At 71.2% G+C, this 3,966-nt stretch carries 5 protein-coding genes; 2 read left to right on the top strand and 3 right to left on the bottom strand.

The genetic code is table 11. The features are described from left to right. Positions 1-244: 244 nt before the first annotated feature. Positions 245-1,246: an LLM class flavin-dependent oxidoreductase gene (locus tag ACTWQJ_RS47775; RefSeq protein ID WP_443312633.1), complete on the bottom strand. Its 1,002-nt coding sequence runs from the start codon at positions 1,244-1,246 to the stop codon at positions 245-247. Positions 1,247-1,297: 51 nt separating this feature from the next. Between ACTWQJ_RS47775 and ACTWQJ_RS47770 the strand changes: the two genes are divergently transcribed. After that, complete coding sequence (locus ACTWQJ_RS47770) at positions 1,298-1,789, top strand: phosphatase domain-containing protein (protein WP_443312632.1); 492 nt, start codon at positions 1,298-1,300, stop codon at positions 1,787-1,789. 6 nt (positions 1,790-1,795) lie between these two features. On the opposite strand, the gene ACTWQJ_RS47765 is transcribed toward ACTWQJ_RS47770, so the two are convergent. Next, entirely contained in the window at positions 1,796-2,011 is a 216-nt protein-coding gene (locus ACTWQJ_RS47765; protein ID WP_443312631.1) for a dodecin, read from the bottom strand. A gap of 212 nt (positions 2,012-2,223) precedes the next feature. Between ACTWQJ_RS47765 and ACTWQJ_RS47760 the strand changes: the two genes are divergently transcribed. Then, entirely contained in the window at positions 2,224-3,495 is a 1,272-nt protein-coding gene (locus ACTWQJ_RS47760; protein ID WP_443312630.1) for an extracellular solute-binding protein, read from the top strand. On the opposite strand, the gene ACTWQJ_RS47755 is transcribed toward ACTWQJ_RS47760, so the two are convergent. After that, the coding region (locus tag ACTWQJ_RS47755; protein WP_443312629.1) for an L-histidine N(alpha)-methyltransferase at positions 3,496-3,966 on the bottom strand (471 nt) is incomplete at its 5' end.

The following is a 3,966-nucleotide window of genomic DNA, read 5'->3' as shown; positions in this document are numbered from 1 at the left end:
ACCACGCCCGTCCGCAGCAGGCCACGGGCGCAGGCGGTGCGGACCGTCTCGCCCTCACCGAGCGGCAGCCTGCGACTCACCGGCCCCCCTTCCCTCACCCGTGGTGCTGTCATCCGATCAACGACACCCTCGCCAAAAGGTCACGTATTCGATCCGCGCACCCACATGCGACACCGGGTATCAGTGCCAGGCACATGGCACGACACCGACGGATGACTACGGATCCCAAAGGAAACACGTGAGCCTACGACCGGCCCGCGATCCGGGCGAGCCGCCGATAGGAGTCCAGCAGGGCCGCACGGTCATACGTGCTGGTTGTGACCAGGACCTCCTGCGCGCCCGTCTCCTTCAGCACGGTCTCCAGCTCGTGGGCGACCTCTCCCTCGGTGCCCGCGAGCTGGCCGGTGAGACCGGACTCGTAGAAACCGCGCTCCCGGTCCGTCATGGTGAGCGCCTCGACCCGCTCGGCGGGCGGCAGCGGCGGGAAGGTGCCGTGCGTGCGCGAGTACGCCATGGACCAGGCCTCCGGGATCAGCAGTCGCCGGGCCTCCTCGGGGGTCGCGGCCATCGCGACCGTGCCGGAGATGACGACGTACGGCTCCGACGACCACTCCGATGGCCGGAAGTTCGCACGGTAGTGGTCGATCCCGCGCCGCATCTTCTCGCGGTTCCTGAGATCGCCGATGACCATCGGCAGTCCCGCGCGGGCGGCGATGGCGGCTCCCTCGCCCATCGCGAGCACGAAAGGCGGCACGGTGAGGCCCTCCGCGGGACGCGCGTGGACCCGCGTCGGGGAGGTGCCGCGGAACCAGCCCAGCAGCTCGTCGAGCTGGGCGGCGAAGTCCTCGGCGACGCCCTTGTCGCGGCCCAGCGCCTTGCGTACGCCGTCGGTGAAGCCCACCGACCGGCCCAGCCCCATGTCGATCCGCCCCGGAAAGAGCGACTCCAGCACGCCGAACTGCTCGGCCACGACGAGGGGTTGGTGATTCGGCAGCATGACGCCCCCGGTGCCGACCCGGATCGTCCGTGTCGCCGCGGCCACGGCGGCGGCCAGCACGGTCGGCGCGGAACCGGCGACGCCGGGCACCCCGTGGTGCTCCGAGACCCAGAAGCGGTGGTAGCCGAGCCCCTCCAGTTCCTGCGCCAGCCGCACGGTGTCGCGCAGCGCCTCGGCGTGCGTGTGTCCCTCTCGGGTCCGGGAACGGTCGAGGACGGAGAAGCGGGTCTGGGTGATCACGGAACTCACACAGGGTTCAACGCCCGGGAAGCGATGGCATTCCCCGTCTAGGGTGGCACTGTGACCGCACGTGACGAACGCCCGCTCGCCGTCTTCGATCTGGACAACACCCTCGCCGACACCGCTCACCGGCAGCGGTTCCTGGAGCGCAAGCCGCGTGACTGGGACGGCTTCTTCGCGGCCGCGCCCGAGGACCCGCCGATCGCCGAGGGAGTGGCGCTGGTGGTGGAGAGCGCGCAGGAGTGCGAGGTCGTCTACCTCACCGGACGGCCCGAGCGCTGCCGGCAGGACACGCTCGAGTGGCTGGCTGTGCACGGCCTGCCCGAGGGGCGCGTGTACATGCGGCGCAACGACGACCGCAGGCCCGCCCGGTACACCAAGCTGGGGATCCTCCGCCGGCTCGCCCGCACCCGGAAGATCCGCGTCCTGGTGGACGACGACGAACTGGTGTGCGAGGACGCGGAGCGGGCCGGATTCACCGTCGTACGGGCGCGCTGGGCGGCCCCCTCCGCCGCACTCAAGGTGGCGCAGGAGCGCGAGGGCAGGACCTGAGGCCGCTCAGCCCGCGTCCTCGAGGCGGAACCCGACCTTCATGCTGACCTGCCAGTGCGCGATCTCCCCGTTGTCGAGCTGGCCCCGCACCTCGGTCACCTCGAACCAGTCCAGGTTGCGCAGGGTCTGCGAGGCGCGGCCGATGCCGTTACGGATGGCCTGGTCCACGCCCTCGGGCGAGGTGCCGACGATGTCCGTGACCCGGTAGGTGTGGTTCGACATGCAGATACTCCTCTCCGCCGTGACCCGTGTGTCACGCGTCACTCCACCGTGCCCCAAGCTGCGCCGGAGCGCGAGGCGTCGGCCGGCTCCCCGGGAATCCCTTGACCTCCGCATTGGTCCATACCAAAATCGGCACACCCGTGCGAGCCCTCGCGCTCGTTCCCCCACGTCGGGCCCCTCCGCCCTGTCCGCCAGACAGAACAGGACCCCTCGTGAGACTTCGCTGCCTCGCCCTCGTCTGCGTCTCCGTATCCCTCGTCGGCGCGTGCGGACTCGTGCCGCAGGGCGGAGGGACCGAACGGCGCACCGTCACCGTGTGGTTGATGAAGGACAGCGCCTCGAAGGACTTCCTGGAGCGGTTCACCGACGAGTTCGAGCGCACCCACGGCGACCTCGACCTCGACATCCGTATCCAGGAGTGGACCGGGATCGGCGAGGAGGTGCAGGCCGCCCTCGAAACGGACGCCACCGGGGGCACCGACGGGCCGGATGTGATCGAGGTCGGCAACACCCAGGTCCCGCAGTACGTCGAGGGAGGCGGGCTGCTGGACCTGACCCTGGAGTCGCTGCGGGACTGGGGCATGCGCGACTGGCTGCCCGGCCTCGCCGAGCCGGGCCGGCAGCGGTCGACGCAGTACGGCATCCCCTGGTACGCGGCCAACCGCGTCGTCATCTACCGCAAGGACCTCTTCCGGCAGGCCGGCATCGAGGCCCCGCCGCGGACCCGCGAGGAGTGGCTCACCGCCACCGAGAAGCTCAACTCGGCCGGGAACCAGGGCATTTACCTGGCGGGGCAGGACTGGTACACGCTCTCCGGCTTCATCTGGGACGAGGGCGGCGACCTGGCGCAGGAGGACGGCGGCACCTGGCGGGGCACCCTGGACACCCCGGCCGCCCTGCGCGGCATGGACTTCTACCGGCGGCTCCAGGCCCTCGGCAAGGGCCCGGTCGACGCGGACGAGGAACACCCGCCGCAGGCCGGTGTGTTCGCCGAGGGACGCGTGGCGCAGATCGTGGCCGTGCCGGGGCTCGCCCGCGCGATCGTGCAGCAGAACCCCGAACTCGACGGCGAGCTGGGCTTCTTCCCCGTCCCCGGCAAGAGCGCCGACCAGCCCGGCGCCGTCTTCACCGGGGGCTCCGACCTCGTCATCCCGAACAACACCGACGCACGCGACGGCGCCGTCGCCGTCGTCGAGGCGCTCGCCGGAGCCAAGTGGAACACCGAGCTGGCCCGCACCATGAACTACGTCCCCAACAAGACGACGCTCGCACAGGCCGTCGCCGGCGAGGAGGGGGTCGCCGCCATGGCGGCCGGGGCCGCGCAGGGCCGGGCGACCCCCAGCACTCCCGAGTGGGCGAACGTGGAGGCCGACAACCCGATCAAGGAGTACATGACCGAGGTGCTCACCGGTGCCGACCCGGCGACGGAGGCCCGCCGCGCCTCCCGTCGGATCACCGAGGCGCTGGCGGTCCCCTTCGGCTGATCAGCGGACGGTGCTCAGCGACAGCGCGAAACGGCCCTCGCCGTCCGTCCACCAGTGGGTCAACTCCAGTCCTGCGACGGCGAGTTCGGCGCGTACGCCCTCCTTGCGGAACTTCGCCGACACCTCGGTGCGCAACTCCTCGCCCGCCGCGAAGTCCACGGCGAGATCGAGCGCGGGAACCTTCACGGTCTGGTGCGTACGGGAGCGCAGCCGCATCTCGATCCACTCGTTGGCGGTGTCCCACAGGGCCACGTGGTCGAAGGCGCCGGGATCGAAGTCGGCGCCCAGCTCGCGGTTGACCACGGCCAGGACGTTCTTGTTGAACGCGGCCGTCACCCCGGCCGCGTCGTCGTACGCCCGGACCAGGACCTGCTCGTCCTTGACCAGGTCCGTGCCGAGCAGCAGGGCATCGCCCGGCGAGAGCAGGGCGCGGATCGAGGCCAGGAACGCCGCGCGCTCGGCCGGCAGCAG

It is taken from the genome of Streptomyces sp. KR55 (assembly GCF_052245645.1).
Classification (GTDB): Bacteria; Actinomycetota; Actinomycetes; order Streptomycetales; family Streptomycetaceae; genus Streptomyces; species Streptomyces flavusporus.
The sequence above is the reverse complement of the archived record's forward strand: the minus strand, read 5'-3'. Positions and strand labels throughout refer to the sequence as shown.

Excerpts from the sequence above, each read along its gene's own strand:
- ACTWQJ_RS47765 (WP_443312631.1), bottom strand. The coding sequence starts at position 2,011 with ATGTCGAACCACACCTACCGGGTCACGGACATCGTCGGCACCTCGCCC.